At 63.9% G+C, this 17,753-nt stretch carries 12 protein-coding genes and 1 pseudogene; 8 read left to right on the top strand and 5 right to left on the bottom strand.

Features of this window, described 5'->3' with window-relative positions:
- Positions 1-82: 82 nt before the first annotated feature.
- Positions 83-262: pseudogene (locus tag Pph01_RS43665) on the top strand (DUF4365 domain-containing protein); the annotation flags it as partial.
- Between the two features lie 356 nt (positions 263-618).
- Here the strand turns inward: Pph01_RS43665 and Pph01_RS10155 are convergent.
- The 5 genes from Pph01_RS10155 to Pph01_RS43655 all read right to left on the bottom strand — a co-directional run bounded on the left by Pph01_RS10155 (position 619) and on the right by Pph01_RS43655 (position 5,397).
- Positions 619-1,572 (bottom strand): hypothetical protein, encoded by a 954-nt coding sequence (locus Pph01_RS10155; RefSeq protein WP_204072770.1) that lies wholly within the window; start codon positions 1,570-1,572, stop codon positions 619-621.
- Positions 1,560-2,723 (bottom strand): restriction endonuclease subunit S domain-containing protein, encoded by a 1,164-nt coding sequence (locus tag Pph01_RS10150; RefSeq protein WP_204072769.1) that lies wholly within the window; start codon positions 2,721-2,723, stop codon positions 1,560-1,562. The genes Pph01_RS10155 and Pph01_RS10150 overlap by 13 nt, the downstream gene beginning before the upstream one ends.
- Positions 2,724-2,729: 6 nt before the next feature.
- The gene (locus Pph01_RS10145) at positions 2,730-4,001 is read right to left on the bottom strand and encodes an HsdM family class I SAM-dependent methyltransferase (RefSeq protein WP_204072768.1); all 1,272 of its coding nucleotides are present in this window, start codon (positions 3,999-4,001) and stop codon (positions 2,730-2,732) included.
- A 600-nt stretch (positions 4,002-4,601) separates the two neighbouring features.
- Entirely contained in the window at positions 4,602-4,961 is a 360-nt protein-coding gene (locus Pph01_RS10135; RefSeq protein WP_275412816.1) for a GmrSD restriction endonuclease domain-containing protein, read from the bottom strand.
- 151 nt (positions 4,962-5,112) lie between these two features.
- The gene (locus Pph01_RS43655) at positions 5,113-5,397 is read right to left on the bottom strand and encodes an ATP-binding protein (protein WP_373315648.1); all 285 of its coding nucleotides are present in this window, start codon (positions 5,395-5,397) and stop codon (positions 5,113-5,115) included.
- A gap of 426 nt (positions 5,398-5,823) precedes the next feature.
- On the opposite strand from Pph01_RS43655, the gene Pph01_RS10125 reads away from it, so the two are divergent.
- From Pph01_RS10125 to Pph01_RS10095, 7 genes are all read left to right on the top strand, one after another.
- Positions 5,824-7,302 (top strand): ATP-binding protein, encoded by a 1,479-nt coding sequence (locus tag Pph01_RS10125; protein ID WP_204072764.1) that lies wholly within the window; start codon positions 5,824-5,826, stop codon positions 7,300-7,302.
- Between the two features lie 2 nt (positions 7,303-7,304).
- Positions 7,305-10,121, top strand: coding sequence for a Z1 domain-containing protein (locus Pph01_RS10120; protein ID WP_204072763.1), 2,817 nt, complete (start codon positions 7,305-7,307; stop codon positions 10,119-10,121).
- Positions 10,118-11,110, top strand: coding sequence for a PD-(D/E)XK motif protein (locus Pph01_RS10115; RefSeq protein WP_204072762.1), 993 nt, complete (start codon positions 10,118-10,120; stop codon positions 11,108-11,110). Before Pph01_RS10120 ends, Pph01_RS10115 begins: the two co-directional genes overlap by 4 nt.
- Positions 11,107-12,834 carry an AIPR family protein gene (locus Pph01_RS10110; protein WP_204072761.1) on the top strand — a complete coding sequence of 576 codons (1,728 nt, stop codon included), beginning with the start codon at positions 11,107-11,109 and terminating at the stop codon, positions 12,832-12,834. Before Pph01_RS10115 ends, Pph01_RS10110 begins: the two co-directional genes overlap by 4 nt.
- Before the next feature lie 144 nt (positions 12,835-12,978).
- On the top strand, positions 12,979-14,868 hold the full coding sequence (locus Pph01_RS10105) for a DNA cytosine methyltransferase (protein ID WP_204072760.1): 1,890 nt from the start codon (positions 12,979-12,981) through the stop codon (positions 14,866-14,868).
- A 360-nt stretch (positions 14,869-15,228) separates the two neighbouring features.
- Complete coding sequence (locus tag Pph01_RS10100; protein WP_204072759.1) at positions 15,229-16,191, top strand: HNH endonuclease; 963 nt, start codon at positions 15,229-15,231, stop codon at positions 16,189-16,191.
- A gap of 257 nt (positions 16,192-16,448) precedes the next feature.
- Positions 16,449-17,747: an ATP-binding protein gene (locus Pph01_RS10095; protein WP_204072758.1), complete on the top strand. Its 1,299-nt coding sequence runs from the start codon at positions 16,449-16,451 to the stop codon at positions 17,745-17,747.
- Positions 17,748-17,753: the final 6 nt, after the last annotated feature.

Raw genomic sequence — 17,753 nt, 5'->3', positions numbered from 1 at the left:
ACATCCCAGTCAGGGTACGGCTCAAAGTGTCGGTCCGCAGACGTAGCCTCTCCCTGGCCTCGACTCTGCGGACAGCCTCGTCACCGGCCGCCTTCTCGCGATGCAGATCAAGGGCGGCCCGTCTCGGTTCGCGGAACCGCACGCAGACGGCTGGACCTTCCGGGACAGCAGCGACCGCCTTGCCTGCTGGCTCGGACACTCGCTGCCGGTAATCGTCGTCATAGTGGATGCAGACGGAAACGCGTTCTGCATCCACAGCTGACACCAACGGAGGGCCGTGGGTACCGCACTCCACCAGCCGACACCATACGGATCTGCGGATAGCCGACGTTCTGTTAGCCTCGCCCTGACCGGGCGGGCGAGGCGAACGCCTCCACGTTCGCGTGCGTGTCCCGGTCCGGCAGGTCGAAGGTGGTGCCGTCGATCGCGGTCAGCCGCCAGTCGCGGTAGAACGCGCCCTGCGTGCCTGGTGTGGCCAGCGAAACGGCATACCGCGGTGAACAGTTCCTTCACCGGTGCACGTACACGCGCCGACTATCAGCGGCAGCTTCGGTCAAGCCGAAGAAGCCCGTCGTCGGCCCAACCGGCTCAGTCGGGAGCCTCGAAAACGCACGCCTGTCACCATTCCGTCTTGACGTCGTACTGGAGGTACTCCCAAGGGTCGTTATTGCGGAGTCCGGGCGGGATGATCTCCATCAGCTCCAGGGAGACCTCCTGGCAGATGAACTGGGTGATGCCCAAGACCGTCAGGTGGATCTCGTACCAGGTACGCACCTGGGCAGCATTGTCCTCAAACGTCGAGTTGGAGTTCTCGCCGGGCTTGACGTGCGTGAGGATGTTCCGTCGCGCGACCCAATTCAACCAGTTGACGCGGAGCCGATCCCACACATTAAGCGGGGCCTGCGGCCTCGCCTCCCTCATGAGCAGGTCGATGGAGTACTGAAGCCCGCGTTTCCGCTCACCTGCTGCCGGTTCGGGAGCGGGCCGCAGAGCCTCTGCGAGGCCACCCGTTCGCACGTACAGTGCGGTGCCCGCCAGCTCCGGCCAGGGCTCGGTCACGTCCTGGAGGTGTAGTACCTGCTCGACGAGGCCCTTGTAGGCCGCGGAGATGTGCGGGTCGGCCGGATGCCAAGCCAGCACTACCGGCAGTGTCGGATCGAGCGTGCCGGCCACCAAGCCTAGCGTCCAGCCGCGAATAGCCGGCGACAGCGACTGGGGGCGAGCCCCCAGCTGGGGCGCGTCCGCGTCCATGCGCCGCTGGACCGCGTCGATGAGATCCGAGGAGATCTCATCGGAGACGCCGGTGTTTCGAAGGCCGGCGAGCAACCATGTGGCGAGTACCGAGTGCTCCACAGGCAAGGCGTAGTCATCGACGGTCGCCGGCTCGAGCGAGGGCGCATCGAAGCACCACTTGGCGTCGTAGTCCTCTGCTCGCGCTTCCAGCCACTCGAGGTCGCATCCGATCTCACCAAGCCGCTCGGTGAGCTCGTCGCGCAAGTCGCCGCTCCCGAGCAGCAGCCGGTAGAGCTCGGCGAACACCAGCGGCGAGAGCTGGCAGGTCAGCTCTCCCACAGAACCTGCTCCAGACGCTGGGCCAGCGGAAGTTCGGCAGCGTGCGCATCGGCCTGCTCCAGAGCCGCCGCGGGCACCGGGATGCGTCCAATGTCGGTGGCGGAGATCGACGGGATCGTCGCCCCAACGGTGAGCATCTGTCGCACCCGATAGGCGTCCTGCCCGTTGAGGTAGTGCGCCAGCGCGGGGCCGAGCGAGGGGTTTCGCAGGCGGAGTATCAGGACGTGGGTGTCCGCGGCCACGGGAGCATCGGCAACGCGGGCGTGTGGCAGGTTCCCGAGGGCGGCTACCAGCAGGTCACCTGGATACGCGACCGTCGGGTTCCCCTCGTCCTGAGGCACCCAGCGACGGGGAGGCTTACCGCCAAGCATCGAGACGTCGGCGACCGGCAGGTAGCCCGGCGCCTCCTCCTCAATGGCGAGCCTGCGCGTGCTCCTACCCCGAGCGATCTCACCGCAGAAGTTAGCCAGCGGCGCGCCCGCGGTCAGGAGCGATGGGTCTGGCGTCGCGAGCGCAATTCGCCACTCGGTAGCACGAAGGTCGGTCGTCTGCCACCATGTTTCGACCGCCTCCTCCTCGTCGACGTGGGTCGAGTCCTCGATGGCGCGAAGGGGCCCGGTCACCCGGCGCATCCGCTCGAGCGGCGGGACCGGAACAGTGGCATCAAGAAGCACTGACGCCTCGACGGCAGCTACGGCCGCTCCTTGCGAGAGATTGGCCCGAAGACGACGCCCACTCTCGCTACTCAATACACCCCAGAGCCACAAGCCGAGCTCCGGCTCAAGCGGGCGCAGTGCCGAGAATCGGGCGGCGACCAGTGCGCCGCGAAGATGGTCGGAGACGAGCAGGGCCGGGCCGACGCCGAGACGCGGCACCAACACATCTCCTGAACGTAGCTCGGAACCAACCTGAAAGACCGCGCCCTGGTATTTCTTGTTCCGTCGCCGGACGCCTCCACTCTGAGAGTCGACGCTCGCCGGAGTAACCACCGGCGAACCAGCGTCCGCGAAGGAGCGCGGGGCGAGATGGGTTGCGAGCTCGCGGAGCGGAAGCTCGGGATCCGATGTGGGCCAGCGGAACGCTTCAGCAGTCAGACGACCGGGCTCCCAATTCCGCTCGAGCCGCAGATCGAGAATCGCACTGGTGAACATGGCGACCTACTCGCCGTCCAGGTGCTCAAGCGCCGCGCTCATGGCCGCGCCGGTCTCAGAGAGCTGAGCCACCCAGTCCGCGCCAAGCTGGGCGACGAAAGTCTCCCCCGGCTCGGCGCGGTCGATGACGAGCAGGACAGCGCGGACAGCGGTGCCCTCGAGCGCATCAGCCGGAAGCCCGATGAGGGCGCCGACGCGGTACTCGCTCGCCAGGTATCGGCGGTACGCCTCGAGCGTCTGCTTGAAGGTGATGTTGTTTGGCAGCAGGAATACAGCACGACCACCGCGACGCAGCTTGCGCAGGCAGAGGTCGATCGCGGCGACCTCAAACTCGCGTGCGGGCGCCCCAGTGAGCAGGACCCACGGCTGCTGAAGGCGGCCGAACGGCGGGGCCGTCACGATGACGTCGGCATCGGGAAGTTCAGCGGTGAACGAGTCACCGGTCGTGATCGTGGCCAGCATCGGCCCAGTCCGAGCAATCTGCTCGGCGAGCTCGGCCAGCTGCGTGTTGATCTCCTGCCCCACGAACTCGACCGGCCCGTCCAGCTCCCGCGCGCGATCCATTACGGCCCACAGGAAATTGCCCGTGCCGCAGAACGGGTCAAGGACCGTGTCGACGAGCTTGTTGCCGATGAGGCGCGCGACCGCGTCGGCGAGCACCGGAGCGGTGGTGTGCTCCACGGCGTATGGCGCCCGCAGCACGAACGACGCGAGCGCTCGACGCCGGGCCTGCCAAAGCACGTCATGGCGTACAGGAACGAACTCGCCGCTGGCGGTCTCGATGCCGGGGATGGCGGTCTCTGCCAGCAGGTCGGCCGGCGGGAAGAAGAAGTCGGCACGATGTCCCTTGCCCCGGGCCTTCTCGGCCTCAAACCAGAGACGCTCAGTGAAGAGCGAGGTGGCCAGCGCGGGATCTGTCAGGAATCCGGAGTCACCGTAGGCGGGAGCCACCGGACCATCGACCGGCTCCATCGAGCGCATGCTGCGGTTGGCGCGGAACCACTGACCGTTGATAACTGCGTAATGCTCGACCGTGCCAAGCAGTTCGCGCCATTTGAGCAGCTGCGTGAGCGTCACTTCCGGCTTGATGTTCGCGCCGTTCTTCGCCTCTACGACAAGCCACGGGACGAGGTCGCCGCTAGCGTTCGCGGCGTACGCGAGCGCGTCAATGCGGCGGTTGAAATGGGCGTCGATCTTGGGATCGAGCTGGACCAGCCGATAGCCGGCAGCCTGCAGCTTGGCGCGGATTTCCGCCCGACCTTCCCATTCCTTAGGCATCAGATTTCCCTCCTCCCGGTTCAAGCAAGCCCGTGAACGTATCACGGCCAAACTTGGGCCGCAAACTCAGTGCAGCCATCACAATTCGGTCGTCTTCGGGCGCCTCATCAGGGCGCTTGTGTAGTCGGTCAACGGCACCCTGAGCCCGCGCCACCACCCAACTCCACCGCGATGCCTACCGAGCCGGGTTCGCCCTCCCATGACCAGTGCCTGCCGCCCAAGGCCCCGATCGGCGGGTCACGTTCGACGAGTTCACTGGGGTCTGGAGGCCAGCGCTATCCGGCGATGGAAACAGCCTTGGGCGGAGTCAGACCAAGTCGCGGGACACATTCGTTGGCGTGGCTCCACGGCTGTTGGCCGGTATGGAAGAGCTGACTTGCTCGATCGTTTCCAGTGACGCCGCGTCGGCGGGCGGACCGGCCCACACCTCGCAGATGTGACCAGTCAGTTCGGGCCCGCGCCTCGATATCACCAGCGCTCCAGGCATGAGGATGTTCCTTGATCAAGTCCTTCGACAGCACCAGCAGGCTGTACTTCTCCAGTGGACTGCGCTTGCCCAAGCCAACCTCACCGCCGGAAGTCATGCCCGCAGCCTCTGTGTCAGTCCACGGCCGATTCGACAGAGCACCGTTGAGGCTCTTTGCAACCAGGGTGAGGTTGCCAAGGGTCTGGATGCGTCGGGTCACGGTCCGCCGCCTGCACGGGCGTGAGCCGCGGCTCAGGGTTCCAGTGGGTCTGCCACGACTGCGGCATGACGTGTTCGATCTCGAGCTTGGCCGGAAGCTCAACGTCCTCGTGGAACTTGGTGCGAAGCTTCTTCTCGATCGCCTCCAGCACGACGCGGAGACGCGTTTGGCGGATGTATCCGTAGAGCTTGAGCGAGGGAAGCTCGGCCTTCATCGTTGCGTCCGTAGGCCACAAATGCGCATCTGCCCGCTGAGCCGCGAGGAAGTTCCGCACTGTCTGTCGCCCACCGTATCGACCGGGGATCGATCGAGGAGCTTAAGGATGGAGATCATGGTCTTGTTGACGTCCTTCATGGTCATCCGAAGCAGAGTCCGGCGCATGACCCAGCTCTCCAGCGTCCTGCGTCTGACGCCGGCGTGGAAGCTCAGCGTGGACGCGGCCTGTTGGGCTCTCCGAGGGAACGACGTCCGGTCGGACTCACCTTACGGCGACGACGGCTGGGAGTGGCCGGCTCCAACCAGGTGCGCATTACGGTGTCCGACGACATGCCGACGCCGTCGTCGAGAACGGTGAGGGAAGCGGGGCCCTCTGGCGTGCCATCCCTCAGAGAAATAACGACCGTGCTCGCATCCGCGTCATAGCTGTTCTTCACAAGCTCGGACAGAGCCACGGCCTCGCTGCTGATCAGCTCCAAGCCGAGTGTCAGCATCAGTCGGGCGCGGGGGCGCAATGGTTGATGACGTCCGGCCGTCGTGCCAACCTCAGGCACATTCACCCCCGGCTGTAGCTACTTGCCGACTCGAGCCGACTACCCCACCGGCACCCGCGGGGCAGTGCGCAGTCCATGTCTGTTCCGCCCTGCCCGCCGCGCAGCGTAGACACGAGATCACGCCGCCATGCTACCGGCGTCGCGGTTTTGGGGCACATAAAGTGCACTATAGAACGCACCTTCTGTACCGAACTGTCAGCTTCAGAAAGGTATCCACATGGCGGCCCGTATGTAAACCAGACTGCGGGAACGGGAGTCGAACAACGTAGGGCATCCTCGAGGCCTATCGACAGTTTGCGCCAATAAGGTCGATGACGCACGAAATCTGGATCTGGGCAATTTCCGTAGAAGGGATCGGAACGGAAGATGACGTCAGCAGAGCCAGACGAGGAGCTGCTCGACCCCTTCCCCGAAGATCTGATCGAGTCGTTGCGTGCGTTCGGCTACGACCTGCCGACCGCGCTCGCGGACCTCGTCGACAACAGCATCGCCGCGGGGGCGCGGACCGTCCGGGTGGCATACTCCTCCGATCGGGATTCTGCCTGGGTTGCCGTCATGGACGACGGCCGCGGTATGAGCGAGGAGGCCCTCCGGGCGGCCATGCGCTTCGCCCGCAATCCCAATGCCGAGCGGGCGGCTGGCGATCTGGGACGGTTCGGTCTTGGGCTGAAGACGGCTTCGCTCTCCCAGGCCAGGAAGCTCACGGTTCTCTCCAAAGATGCGAGCGGCAACCTCTCGGTCCGCAGCTGGGACATCGATCATGTGATCATGCGCCGCCAGTGGCTGGTCATCACCCAACTCGATGACCAGGCACGGAAGATCGCCGACCAGTTGGAGTTCACTGATCAGGGGACCCTGGTCCTGTGGAGGAACACCGACAAGCTTGGGCACGGTCCCTCGCTCTCCCGCCGCATCAACGAAGCCGGCAGAGAGCTGTCGCTCCTGTTTCACCGGTTCATCGAACGTGGCCGACTCGAACTCCACGTCGGCGGCCACCAGTTGACTGCAATGGATCCATATCTTCGGAAACATCCCGCCACCCAAGACCGCGGCGTAGAAACCCTCGAGCACAAGGGCCACACAGTCCGACTCAATCCCGTCGTGCTCCCCCACCCTTCCCGTCTCACCAGGCAGGATGCAGCCTTGGCCTCGGGCCCCGGAGGAATGCTGGCCCGTCAGGGGTTCTACGTGTACCGAGGGGACCGCCTAGTGGTGGCAGGCGGCTGGCTCGGGCTGTCGGGCATGCACAACTCCCAGCCCACCAGGCTGGCCAGACTGTCGGTGGAGATCCCTCCGGGTGCTGACCTCTCGTGGGAGGTGGACGTCAGAAAGTCCACCGTTCGCCCGCCGTCCGTTCTGGAAGCTCGGATCGTCGAGATCGCGAAAGATCTCCGCGCACGTTCCGAACGGGTCTTCACCCATCGCGGGACGCCGACGCCAGGTACACGCGACAGGCGGGAGCTTCAGGTGGTCTGGCAGCAGGTCCGCCGGCTCGGCACCTCGGAGTACACCGTGAACCGGAGTCATCCCCTGGTGGCCGCCGTGATCTCAGGCCCCGGAGGGGACGCCATCGACGGTCTTCTCCGGATGATCGAGACCGCGATCCCCGTGAATCTCATCGCTCAGGAGATCGCAACGTCTGCCGACGCTGCGGACAACACGGCCGAATCAGCACCGGATGTCGAGGAGATTCTGGCCCTGTTCCGCTCGATGCTAACCGGGTTACCCGAGGCCCCCGAAGGAAGACGCGCCCTGATGCAGGCACTCGCAAAGGCCGAGCCCTTCAGCAGGTATCCCGGTCTCGTCCAAGAGATCATCGAGTCCGAGACCTCCAAGGAGAACTAATCGTGTTGGACCCTACGGACCTTGCGCTGACCATGGCCAAGCAGATCGTGCTTGGCCTGGACAAGCAGGACAGAACCCCGGAACGACTCCGGGAGATCGCCAAACAGGCGAGCGAAATGTTGAACGCTTCGGTTGGTCCCGTCTCGGTCGACACGGTCGCACGGCATCTTGAGTCCGAATTCGAGGTGTGGGTGCCACAGGCCATCGTGGTCAGCGATCCCGGTGACCACGAGCCATGGCTGGACAAACGGCGGCGGGACATCGAGTTTGCCTATTGGAGCCGCTATAGCACCCTGCTCCAAAAGGGGTGGAAGTCCAGCGCAGTGGAGGCATTGGATCAGACGACGGACCAGATCCTCGACTTGATGGAGAATCCCAACCGGTCGGGTTCATGGAAGACCTACGGCATGGTCTACGGCCAGGTCCAGTCCGGCAAGACCGCCAACTACACAGGCCTCATCTGCAAGGCGGTGGACGCCGGGTACCAGGTCGTCGTGGTCCTCACCAGCCAGCACGAGAGCCTGCGTCACCAGACCCAGGAACGTCTTGACAGGGAATTCCTGGGTTTCAACACCAAGTTCACCCGGGACCCTGACGCCGAGAGTTCCAAGAAGATCGGAGTCGGCGCACTGGGGCTCAAGTCTCCTGCGGCGACGTGCCAGGCCGTAACCACTCGCGACAGCGACTTCACCGCCGCCCAGTTCCAGGGATCGGCCGTGAACGTGCCCGAGACGCGCATCCTCGTGGTCGCCAAAAAGAACGCCCGCATCCTGAACAACCTGAAGGCCTGGCTGGGGAACTTCGCAGAGCTGCAGTCGGACGGCTCCCGCTTGATCATCAACACCCCGCTGCTGCTCATCGACGACGAAGCCGACTATGCCTCGGTGGACACCAAACGGCCGACCAACGGACGGACCCAGAGCGACCCGGACCACGACCCCACAGCGATCAACAAGGCGATCCGCGGGTTGTTAGAGCTGTTCGAGAAGCGGGTGTACCTCGCCTACACCGCGACGCCGTTCGCCAACATCTTCATTTCGAACAGCACCAATCATCCAGAACTGGGGGAGGACCTCTTCCCGCGCAGCTTCATGGTTGCGTTGGAACCCCCTTCGAACTATTGCGGCCCGGAGGTTGTGTTCGGCTTGGAGGACCCTGCTGCCGCAGAGATTCGGGAGCCCCTGCCGATCATCCGCGAGGTGGACGACTACAACGTCTGGCTGCCGGACGCGCATCCCAAGAGCTTCAAGCCGCAGGTCCCGCTGCCTTCCTCTCTGGTGGAAGCGCTGGACGCGTTCGTGCTGTCAACCGCTGTCCGGCGTGTCCGAGGCCGCGACCATGACACCGCGGGTGGGCACAGCACCATGCTGGTCCACGTCACCCGGTACACCGAGGTGCAGGCCGCTGTCGCCCGGCAGATCGAACAGCACCTCCAGGAGATGGCTGACTCATGGGGCGACTACGGACAGTCCGGCGTCGCAACGCGGGAACGCCTGAAAAACCTCTGGGAAACAGACTTCACGCCCACCTACAGCACACTCGCCAGCCGCGACGACGTGAGCGCGATGGTGGGGCCACCTGTCTCATGGGCGAGCGTCCAGCAGGCCATTCCGCAGGTACTCGAAGATGCCGCCGCTGGTGTGCGCCGCATCAACGGCAGCGCAGCGGACGTGCTCGACTACCAGTCGACCACCCCCATCACGGTGGTTGCAGTGGGCGGAGACAAGTTGTCGCGAGGACTGACGCTGGAGGGGCTCTCGGTCTCCTACTACCTACGGGCATCGCGGATGTACGACACCCTCCTGCAGATGGGTCGGTGGTTCGGCTACAGGCCGGGCTATCTGGACGCCACGCGGCTCTACACGACGCAGGACCTGGTCAGCTACTACGTCCATATCACCCGGGCGAATCGGGAACTAATGGACCTGACCAGCGCTGTCGCCAAGGCAGGAGACAAGCCGAAGCATGTAGGAATGCGGGTCCTAGACGGCGTTGGGAACCTGCGTGTCACGGCGGCAGCCAAAATGCGGTCCACCGCCAGCATGTCCGTCAGTTTCTCCGCCACCCGAGCCGAGACCCTGGTCATCCGGACCGACAAACGCGCCCTGACCAGGAACAACGCGCGCCTTGAAGAGCTACTGGAGCAGATTTCCTCCATGCCCGCGGTCCCCGACCAACAGGTCAATGGCGCTGGACGAGGCTTCTTTCGGCAGAGTGTCCCCGCCCAGGTCGTGCTGAACTTTCTTGAAGGGTTCGACGTCTCCCCAAGAGTTCTCACGGCGAACCCCGAGAACCTGGTCGCCTACATCCGTGCCCAGATGAGTAAGGACGAGCTGCTCCGCTGGACGGTCGCGGTCACGGCAGGCAGCTCAGCCACCCGTCTCACCTCGCACAGTGTCGACATTCCGCTGGTCCAACGCAAACCGATCAGCTCCCGCGTAAGGGACGGAGAATTCGAGGTCGGCGTCCTCGTCAGCCCCGCTCACGAGGAACTCGGCCTGTCCCCGGACACCGTGCAGCGGGCCTTAGAGCGGACTGCCGAGGAGTTCAAGAAGAGCGGCAAGGGGAAGGCACCCGCGCGTGCAAGTGGAGAGTCTCTCCGAATGCTGAGAGATCCCACCGAAGGGCTGCTGTTGATCTACCCCATCGACCCCGTTGCCTCTGGGGTCGAAGTACCGAAAGAAGGCATCCCCGCCATCGGTTACGCAGTCGTTTTTCCCCATTCGACGCAGGCCGAGAAAGTCCGTTACCGCGTCAACGAAGTCTTCCTCGAAGGCCTGCTGAAGGCCGTGGAAGAAGATGAGGATGAGGAGCAGTGACGAGCTCCCCGGAACAACTCGAAGAGTCGTTCCGTACCACGGAGGCGGCCGGCGGCCCCGCTCACGGGGCTGTGCGAAGGCGACTTCTGCCAGGATCCAACCTGGATGTGTTCACGGAAGTAAGATTTCCCGGCCGCGACTGGGTGCTCCTGGTGCAGAGCGAAGAGACGGTCGAGGACCGCGACCTCCTTCTTGCGACCGGCCTCACCTGCCGCGCCAGGGGCGGCACAGTGGAGATCGTCGCCAGTCCCGAGACCGACCGACGGCTGTTCTGCACGCTCCTGGCCGACCTGCTAAACCAGCTGAATCTACCTACGAACACGCCGGCGACGGCACTGATCCGGCGCCTCCACGCCTGGCGGCGCATGCTCGGCCGCGGCCTGCCGACCGGGCTGTCCCCCGAGGCCCGAATGGGCCTGTACGGTGAGCTGCTGGTACTCCGGGAGGTGTTGTTACCGTCCCTCGGATCAGCCGCGGTCCCCACATGGCTGGGGCCCTCCGGAGGAGCCCAGGACTTCCTACACGGCAACACGGCACTCGAGGTCAAAACCGTGTCACGGCGTGATCCTCAACGTTGCCGCATCAGTAACGAGCACCAGCTCGACTCAACAGACCTGGAGCATCTGTTCCTTGTCCATCAGGTCGTTGGCACCTCCCAGGACGGCACCTCCCTAGAGGGCATCATCGACGATCTCCGCGTGGACCCACAGATCAAGCCAGAACTCTCCTGCTTCGAGAACTGCCTCCTAGAGGCGGGTTGGCTGGACGCTCACCGAGACCAGTACGTCAACGATCGCTACGTCCTCATCAGGAGGCAGTCGTTTGTCGTAGACGCGGCGTTTCCGCGGATGATCTCAGCTGACCTGCCGACAGGAGTGTCCGGTGTGTCATATCTTGTCGATCTATCCACATGCGGTTCTCACGCGGTGGACGAAGGAGCCGTACGCGAGTCGGTGAAATCCGGCGGAACAACAGAGGAGCAGCCGTGAAAGGGGAAACCGCCGAGGAATTCGCCATTCAGCTTGAACAGGCCGTCGAAGAGCGGCTGGGGCATGATTCCGGCTGGCTCAGGCGCGACGTCTTCGTCCAGGTAGTCCAGGAGTACCTCGTAGAGGATGGGGCTCTGGAGGACCTGCGGATCTGCTACTTCGTTGCCCCATTGGGCAGAAGTCGCATGGAGGTCGCCGGCTACTACATCAGCGACGATGGGCGCGTCTTGGACCTCGTCGTTGCGAACTACGGCAACTCCGGGCAGACCCTCCCCCGCGACCAGGTGCTCAAGCGGTTGAAATGGGCACTGAACTTCGCGGCAAGCTGCTCGGACGGCTACCACCTCCAGATGGAGGAGTCCACTCCCGAGTTCGACATGGCACAGACCATCCACGCAAACTGGCCCGAGTTCGGCAAGATCAGAATCTTCCTCTTCACCGACGGGCGCACGACTCTGACCGGCCTTCCCGAGGAGAGCCTCGGCGACATCCCCGTGGTCCAGCATGTCTGGGACATTGAGCGGCTCCGCAAGCTGGCCACCTCAGGACGGCACGAAGAGCCGATCACCATCGACTTCGATGCACTGGGTGGTCCCCTTCCATGCCTCCCTGCCACCGGCACCGACAATGATCACCGCTGCTTCCTGGCGATCATTCCCGGCCAACTGCTTGCCGACATGTACGAAGAACACGGCGCCAAGCTTCTGCAGCGGAACATCCGCGCCTTCCTCCAAGCCCGCGGCAAGGTCAACAAGGGCCTCAACGACACCATCAAAACGGCCCCAGGTCGCTTCCTGGCCTACAACAACGGGATTTCGGTGACCGCCACCGGCGCCACGCTCACCCAGTCAGGTGACGCCCTCACGCAACTTCACGACGTCCAGATCGTCAACGGTGGACAGACGACGGCCTCGCTCCACCACGCGGCCAGGCGTGACGATGCCGACCTGAGCATGATCCAGGTTCCCGCAAAGATCACGGTGGTTGAGCCTGAACTGCTCGACGAGCTGGTGCCCAAGATCTCCCTCTACGCCAACTCCCAGAACACCATCAACGAGGCGGATTTCGAGTCCAACAGCCCGTTCCACGTGGAGCTGGAGCGTCTTTCCCGCAGACTGTGGGCACCCGCAAGCGACGGAGCCCAGCATGAGAGTCACTGGTTCTACGAGCGGGTGCGTGGACAGTACCAGGTCGATCGTGCGCGACTGCCGCGGGCACAGCAGAAGGCCTTCGACAAGGAAAACCCTCGGCTCCAGAAGTTCACAAAGACCGATGCCGCGAAGTACGACATGACGTTCCAGCAGGAGCCGCACACCGTCAGCCTCGGCGCTCAAAAGTGCTTTCACGAGTGGACGATGAATGTCATCGCCGGGCGGGACGGCCTCCCCGACGACCAGTACTTCCGCGAGCTCGTGGCGAAGGCAATCTTCTTCTCTCAGGCGCGGAAGGAAATTATGCGCCTTAACCCGGGTGCAGGCTATCTCGCCAACGTCACCACCTACACCATTGCGCGCCTAGTCCAAGAGATCAACGTGGAGGCCACTCTGAGCGGCATCTGGCGGGCACAGGGACTGGCTCCGGAGACGCTCCGGTCGGTCGCCACCCTCAGCGGACTGGTGCGCAACGTTCTGCTCGACGCCCCTGGATCCGGCAACGTCACCGAGTGGTGCAAGAAGGTCGACTGCTGGAAGGCGGTCCAAGACATCAACTGGGTGGGAGTCTGAGTCTCGCCGTCACCCCCATGGCGGTTCGCGAGCATCACGATCTTCCATGGGGCGCAAGTGCTGCAGGTGCGCAAGAATACTTGCCGCGGCCGGGGGTCTGTGTTCTCCTGGTGGTCTTCGGGGAGTACAGCACAAGGAGGTTAGGTGTCCTTCTACGGGGTGAAGCTGCATCGCAGCGATGTCCTGTCCCTCCCCGACCCGCCAGACGCCTGCTCGGAGGAACAGTTTCCCGAGTGGTGTAACGAGAGGCTCGCGCGTGGCGACCGACTGGCCGTCGATCTTTTCTCGGGTGCCGGCGGACTGAGCTTGGGACTGGAACAGGCGGGTTGGACCGTGGTCGCCGCGGTCGACCACGATCAGCGCGCCGTCGAAACCCACAAGGCGAACTTTCCGGGGCTCTCCCTCAAAATCGATCTCTCCGACATCGAGGCACGGGCGACGCTCATACGGCTCCTCAAACAGACGAAGATTGATCTCGTGGCTGGTGGGCCTCCATGCCAACCGTTCAGCCGAGCCGGGCGTAGCAAGATCCGCAGTCTTATCGAACACGCCGGGCGTGACCCGCACGATGCGCGCAAGGAGCTCTGGCGTGCCTTCCTCGAGGTCGTCTTGGCAGTCAAGCCACGTGCGGTACTGATGGAGAACGTGCCCGACATGGCCTTGGGCGACGACTTCCGGGTTGTGCGCGAAATAGTCGAGAACCTCGAAAACGTGGGCTACCACACGGACGTCCGGCTGGTCGACGCGTGGACATACGGCATCCCGCAGCACCGGAAGCGTCTCATCGTTCTTGCTCGCAACGACCACCACGAGTTTCCCTGGCCGGAAACCCAGAAGAAGATCACTGTTCGTGACGCGATCGGAGATCTTCCGGTCCTGCCCGAAGACGATCCCGTCGGAGGCAGGAGCCTGCCGTACCGTGGGGAAGCCTCCGCCTCCGAGTTCGCCAAGCGGATGCGCAAGCGCGCGGACCCAAGCACGGTTGTCGACCACATGACACGCCCGGTCCGGCCCGATGACCTTGAAGTATTCAAGCTGATGGACCACAAGACCCTGTACTCGGACATCCCCGAGGATCTGCGACGCTACAGCGCGGAAACCTTCGACGACAAGTACAAGCGTCTCGATTGGAACGACCTCAGCCGCTCCATCACCGCTCACATCGCCAAGGACGGCTACTGGTACATCCATCCTGAGCAGAACAGAACGATCACCGTTCGTGAGGCCGCCCGGATCCAAACCTTCCCCGATCATTTCCGCTTCGCCGGCACCCGGAGCGACGCCTTCCGCCAGATCGGCAATGCCGTACCGCCGGAACTGGGTCGATTTGCAGCTCAAGCCATCAACCCAGACAACGCTCACCAGGAGGAGCTCTTCTCCTCCCCGAACCGATGGGCGCTCATCCACAAGCAACTGTCAGAGTGGGCCGCCGAACAAAGGGAGGGAGTGAACTGGTTCAGCTTCCCTGGACCTGACATGACTGCCGCCGTGGCCGCCGTCGTCACCAGGCTCAGCCTCGGCGGCCGGCTCGACATCCGCCACATGGCTCAGGCTCTGCACCCCCTCAAGGGGTTGGGGAAACTCACACAGAAGGAGTACCGCACCCTCGTCGAGGCACTCGATGATCCAAAGGCCGCGCAGCGTTTGGAGCCGCTCTCGGACCTGACTACGAAGCAGAACGTGTGGAAGGACCCGGCCGACCTGGCGGAGAAACTCAATTTACAGCCCGCAGAAGAAGCCCTGCTCACACTCCTGAGCGACCAAGACCTCATGCTCACGTCCCAGTTGTCCCTCCGGGTGGCCGCCAGGGTCTCAGGCAGCGATTCGGACAAAACCAACCGGCTCACCGACGGCCGCGTGGATCTCGCACGACTGATCGGTGGTGGCAAGGCGGCGCCGCTTCGGATGGCTGGGCTCCGCATGCTAGGCCTGACCACGTGCCTTCCGAAAGAACCGCTCTGCGGCACCTGCCCTCTGTCCACATCATGCAAATATGCCCTGCAGGAGCGACCCGGCGCCGCCACCCTCTGGTAGCGAGACATCCCGGCAAGAGGAGCCCTCGACTTCTCTGGCTTCTCGACCCACGCGCACGGCGGCGAGACGCATCGTGGTTGATCGCATTCCCGGACGCGAAGCGCGCGCCACCCAGTCGACTCCAAAGAGGGAGTCCGTGGATCGCTCCCGGAGCCGATTCATGTCGATCCTCCTGGCGCCACCGGTCGACTTTCGGGCCCTTGAATGCGGGCTGGCGAAGAATCAGGACACGACCGTCGGCCAATACGGCAACGCCATCGCCGGAGACACGAAGTAGGGAAGCGCAGCGGGGACGGTACGCGACTGGAGACGAAACCTGATCCTCCGCAAATTCCGGATCTGGCATGGCATCATGAGCCGATGTTCAGAGCATGGAGTCTCCTGAGTGTCGAGGAAGCCGACCGGCAATTCGGAGGCAACCTCGGCTATGAAGACGTCTTGGGCGAGAAGTACATCTGGAACAGCACCGTCGCCCACAGTCGGGACGTCCAAGAAGGCGATCTAATCATCCTTAAGGACGGAGGGTGGGTTCTCGGGCTTGCCTGGATGGACGAGATCGTTTCAGGTCCGGGCAGAAAGGAGCGCCGGCGTTGTCCGCAATGCGGATCGACCGGCTTCAAACCACGCAAGAGGCATGATGTTCGCTTCAAGTGCTCACCATGCGGGGAAGAGTTCAACACCCCGACATCAGAGACCATCGACGTCACCGTATTCGAGGGTCACTACGGTCGCACTTGGCGCCCCTTAGACACACCGATGCCGGAGAAGACCCTCCGTAACCTGTATGGAAACCGGTCAGGACAACAGTCCATCCGCCCGATTGAACCAGATGGCCTGCGTGAACACTTCCGCACCGCTGCCGGCCTTGGCCCTAGGTGGTGGAGGGAAGACGGCGGTGTACGCCCTCCCATCAACGGTGGCCACAGACAGGTCCTTCAGAAAGCACGAGTGGGGCAGGCGAAGTTCCGGAGCCACCTCCTAGAGCGCTACGGCGCCTGCTGCGCCATCACGGGAGCCCAACCGGCCGAGTGCCTCGAAGCCGCCCACCTCTACCGCTACGCGGACACTCCCAACCACGACCTCAATGGCGGCCTACTACTCCGCCGCGATCTCCACACACTGTTCGATCGCGGACTCTTGGTCATCGACACCAGAACCTGGACACTGCGCATCGCACCCAGCCTGCACGACTATCCCCACTTGGCGGTGCTCGACAATGCGCCGATCCAGGTCGCACCACAGCTCCGCCCGACTCCCACCTACCTCGAACAACACCTAGCGCTTGCAACGGACGGCTGGGACGAGAGACGCCTGAGCGAGTAGACCGTTAACCCGCTCCACCCCTGCATGCGATCAGACAGCCAGCCACATAGTGATTAACAGAGCCGAAGGTCACGACCGACCGCTGAAGAAGACTGCAAAGCCGCGGGTCGCAGGCGATAGATGTGGGCGGCTGCTCGTCATTCTTCGTTATTGAAGTGATCTAGCGGTGCCGCTTCCACAGGACCACAACCGACGGCATGATCACCCCCTGTCTTGTGAAATCCTGGTCCTCAAGATGACCGTCGGAGGGTGGACATATGGCGTCGCGCAGCTGGTTCGAGGTTCCACCGTCAGCCGCCCGGCTGACCGGTTCCCTGCGGGACATCGGTTACGACTTCCCGACAGCAATTGCCGACATCGTCGACAACAGCGTCTCAGCCGGGGCCAAGCGGGTGGACGTCCTCATCGAGTTCGACGGACTGGCCTCGCGCGTATTCATCGTAGATGACGGTGCCGGGATGAAGCCTGGCGCACTGAACGAGGCCCTACGCTTTGGCAGCCGCCGCGACTACCGGCGGGGAGACCTCGGGCGTTATGGGCTCGGGCTGAAGACCGCGTCGTTGTCGCAGTGCCGTTCGGTCACGGTGGCAACGCGCGCCTCGGCGGCGAGCCGTGTGCATGCCAGACAGCTCGATCTCGATCTCATCGAAGACTGGGACCAGTGGGTCGTCGCCGACCCTGCTCGGGACGAGGTTCTCGACCGGTGCCACGCGTGGTTGGCGGAGTCGGCCGGCACGGTCGTGGTATGGCGCAACCTCGACCGTGTGTTACCGGAGAAGCGACCGGAGGGCGGATGGGCACGACGGCGGCTCGAGTCCCTCGCGGCGAAGACGGCCGAACATCTCGGTGCTGTATTTCACCGCCATCTCGAAGGGACCACTGGGCATCAACTGGTCATCACCGTTAACGGGGAGAAGGTGCAGGCGTGGAACCCGTTCGCCCCACAAGAGCAACATCGGCAGGACCTTCCCGCGCTTCGGTTCGAGGTGCAAATCGGTGACCTGTCCGGGCATGTAACGCTGCGCCGGTACGTGCTGCCGTCACGGGAGCAGTTCTCCGCTCTCGCGGAATTTGAACGTCTCTCCGGCCCACTGAACTGGAACCGGCAGCAGGGCCTGTATGTGTACCGCGCGGACCGGCTGGTGCAGTGGGGCGGCTGGGCCGGTATCCGCGGAATCGATGAGCACACGAAGCTGGCACGCGCGTCGGTTGACTTCGACACCGATCTCGACAATGCGTTCAACATCGACGTGGCGAAGATGCGGGTGACCCTGCCCCCGTCCCTGCGGCAGCTGGTCGAGCCGGCCGTCAACGAACTCTGCGTGCTCGCCAACGGCGCCTACCGAAAGACACCTCGCAAGGCCGGGAACGAGCGTTTGGCAGGCCTGGCGATGCCACGCGAGGAACAGATGGTCGCTAATGCGGCGGGAACGGCCGGGTTGGCGCTGCGTGCAGCCGCCATGGTGGCCGGCGAATACGCGGCGCTCACCCGCATCATCGACCAGTTGCGGCTGACTGACCCAGAGTCGGCGCGGCTGCTGGGGCTCCACCGTTAACCGCGT

Source organism: Planotetraspora phitsanulokensis (assembly GCF_016863295.1).
Classification (GTDB): Bacteria; Actinomycetota; Actinomycetes; order Streptosporangiales; family Streptosporangiaceae; genus Planotetraspora; species Planotetraspora phitsanulokensis.
This window is presented reverse-complemented; position numbering and strand designations above follow the sequence as displayed.

Bases quoted from the DNA above. Each gene is read 5' to 3' on its own strand.
- Pph01_RS10150 (WP_204072769.1), bottom strand. From the start codon at position 2,723: ATGTTCACCAGTGCGATTCTCGATCTGCGGCTCGAGCGGAATTGGGAG.
- Pph01_RS10145 (WP_204072768.1), bottom strand. From the start codon at position 4,001: ATGCCTAAGGAATGGGAAGGTCGGGCGGAAATCCGCGCCAAGCTGCAG.
- Pph01_RS43655 (WP_373315648.1), bottom strand. From the start codon at position 5,397: ATGCTGACACTCGGCTTGGAGCTGATCAGCAGCGAGGCCGTGGCTCTG.
- Pph01_RS10125 (WP_204072764.1), top strand. From the start codon at position 5,824: ATGACGTCAGCAGAGCCAGACGAGGAGCTGCTCGACCCCTTCCCCGAA.
- Pph01_RS10100 (WP_204072759.1), top strand. From the start codon at position 15,229: ATGTTCAGAGCATGGAGTCTCCTGAGTGTCGAGGAAGCCGACCGGCAA.
- Pph01_RS10095 (WP_204072758.1), top strand. From the start codon at position 16,449: ATGGCGTCGCGCAGCTGGTTCGAGGTTCCACCGTCAGCCGCCCGGCTG.